The organism is Natronomonas sp. (assembly GCF_036625485.1).
GTDB lineage: Archaea > Halobacteriota > Halobacteria > Halobacteriales > Haloarculaceae > Natronomonas.
The window spans coordinates 1-2,672 of sequence record NZ_JAZKTR010000237.1; the positions used below are offsets into that span (position 1 = coordinate 1).

The 2,672-nt window shown below is 66.0% G+C and carries 2 protein-coding genes and 1 pseudogene; 1 reads left to right on the top strand and 2 read right to left on the bottom strand.

The window, feature by feature from the left end:
- Both V5A53_RS14415 and gatB read right to left on the bottom strand, forming a co-directional pair.
- Window positions 1-431 (bottom strand): transglutaminase-like domain-containing protein (locus tag V5A53_RS14415; protein WP_332314305.1); only part of this gene is annotated, 431 nt, incomplete at its 3' end.
- 1 nt (window position 432) lies between these two features.
- Window positions 433-1,923: an Asp-tRNA(Asn)/Glu-tRNA(Gln) amidotransferase subunit GatB gene (gene gatB / locus V5A53_RS14420; RefSeq protein ID WP_332314306.1), complete on the bottom strand. Its 1,491-nt coding sequence runs from the start codon at window positions 1,921-1,923 to the stop codon at window positions 433-435.
- A 157-nt stretch (window positions 1,924-2,080) separates the two neighbouring features.
- Between gatB and V5A53_RS14425 the strand changes: the two are divergent.
- Window positions 2,081-2,672: pseudogene (locus tag V5A53_RS14425) on the top strand (hypothetical protein); the annotation flags it as partial.

Sequence of the window (2,672 nt, forward strand, 5' to 3'; positions counted from 1 at the left end):
CGGTCGGTCTCGAAACTGTACCAGTTCGGGTCGAGGGCGCGTTCGGTATAGAACGTCGCGAGGCTGTCGGCGACCGCGCTCGTGTCGTCGCTCTCATCGGCGAGGTACACCTGCGGGAGCATATGACGGCTCCCGTCGGGAGCCTCCGTGACCACGAGCCGCGTCGTCGCGCCGATGGCCTCCAGAAGCGACGCGACGAGGACGGCCTGACAGTCACAGTCGCCGGCGCCGGTCTCCAGCGTCTCCTCGGGCGGTGCGATGTAGTTCCGCGAGCGCGGGTCGGGCACGTAACTGATGGTTCGGTCGACGTAGTCGTGGACCGCCGCGGCCTGCTGGTAGGAGAAACTGCTGCCCGCCGCCGGGTAGTCGCTGGCGACCGAGACCGCCGTCGACCGGACCGCTATCGGGTCGACCTTCTCGCCGGGATTCATCTCACTCGGCCAGTTCCTCGCGCAGGAGTTCGTTGACGGTCCCGGGGTCGGCACTGCCGCCGGTCTTCCCCATGACCTGTCCCACGAGGAAGTTCAGGGCACCGTCTTCGCCGGCGTGGTAGTCCTCGACGGCCTCGGGGTTTTCCTCGATGGCCTCGGTGACGGCTCGGGCGACCTCGCCTTCGCCGGTCTTGCCGAGGTCTTCCTCCTCGACGATGGCGTCGGGGGCCATCCCGTCGTCGAGCATCCGCCGGAGGACGATCTCCTCGGCGTTCTTGACCGTGATCTCGTCGTCGGCGACCAACTCGACGAGGCGGGCGAACTCGTCGAGGCGCTCTTCGACGTCGGTGATCTCCATGTCGCGGTAGTGGAGTTCGCCGAGCAGGTTGTCGGCGACCCACGTCGCGGCGAGCTGGGGATCGAACTCCTCGGCGACCCGTTCGTAGAAGTCCGCGACCTGCTTCGTGGAGGTGAGCTTCGAGGCGTCCTCCGAATCGAGGCCGTACTCGTCGGTGAAACGCTCGCGGCGGGCGTCCGGCAGTTCCGGGATGTCGATCCGCTCCTTCCAGTCGGAGACGCGAAGCGGCGGCAGGTCGGCCTCCCGGAAGTAGCGGTAGTCCTTCTCCTCTTCCTTCGAACGCATCGAGACGGTGACGCCACGGGCTTCGTCCCAGTGGCGGGTCTCCTGTTCGACCTCACGGCCGCGCTGGATGGCGTTCTTCTGGCGGGTCTCCTCGTAGGCCAGCGCCTTCTCGGCGGCCTTGTGGCTGGAGATGTTCTTGACCTCGGTTCGGTTGGCGGATTCGAGGACCGCCTCGCTGATCTCGCCGCCGTCACCGACTTCCTCGGCGTCGACGATGGAGAGGTTGGCGTCCACGCGGAGCGACCCGTCGCGGGTTACGTCGAAGACGCCGAGGTATTCGAGGACCTCGGTCAACTTGGCGAGGAAGGCACGGGCCTCCTCGGCGCCGCGGAAGTCCGGCGCAGTGACGATCTCCATCAACGGCGTGCCGGCGCGGTTGTAGTCGACCTTGGTGTAGTCGGCGGTGTCGATGGAGCCGCCAGCGTGCTGGAGGCTGCCGGGGTCCTCCTCGAGGTGGGCGCGTTCGATACCGACGGTTCTGGTCTCGCCCGCGACGCTGAACTCCAGTTCGCCGCCGTCGCAGACGGGCGCGTCGTACTGGGTGATCTGGAAGTTCTTCGGCAGGTCGGGGTAGTAGTAGTTCTTCCGGTGGAACCGGGTCTCTTCGGGAATCGACGAATCCAGTGCCTTGCCGACCTTGACGGCCGCCTCGACGGCACCCTCGTTGAGGACGGGCAGCGCGCCCGGCAGGCCGAGACAGACCGGACAGGTCCGGGTGTTCGGTTCCTCGTCGTCGGCGGGTTCCGTCGAACAGCCACAGAAGATCTTCGTCTCCGTCTCGAGCTGGACGTGGACCTCCAGCCCGATGACGGCCGCGAGATCTCGTTGCTCGGCGGTCTGTGCGGTCATTGCTCCAGTTGTTCGAGCGCGAACGCTTTAGCCTAACGAACGACCGAGCGAGTGGGTCCCGGTTGCTTGGACTCACCTGTATAATAAAATGGGCTCGGGGAGAAAACAAGTAATAGAGTGACAACAGATGTATTCTAATAGAACCGACGGCTCCCCGATGCGGAACCGTGCGGAGGATAGCCGTCTGAGCCGGCGACAGTTGCTGGCGGGCGCGGCAGCGGCAACGACGGCGGCGACGGCCGGCTGTCTCGGCTTCGGCGAGGAGCGTGAGGTCACCAGCACCTACTACTACGGCGCCGACGTCAATCCGACGGCGCCCGTCTCGGACGTCACGCTGTACCTGCCGGTTCCCGTCCTCGACGGCGAATCGGTGTTTTCCGACGCCGTCACTGGTGATGGCCTCCGCCCCGAAGAGTGGTCCTACGCCGTCGTCGATACCGACCGCGGGCCGATGCTCGAGATCGGTATCGACGAACTCCAGCCGGAATCGCGGCCGTTCAACATCGACCTGGATATCGCCAGCGAGGACGAGATCGACACGCGCGAGGCGCTCGAGAACGAACCGACCCTGCAACCGAAAGACGACCTCCAGCAGGTCGACTGCGACTTCCCGCATCCCGAGGAGTGGGACGACCGCCTCCGCTGTTACACCTACGAGGGCGCCTTCTACGGCACCTACGAACCGACCGGGACCGAGGTGTCGCTGGCCGCCCGATTCACCGGGGAGAACGCGTGGTTCACGGGCGGGT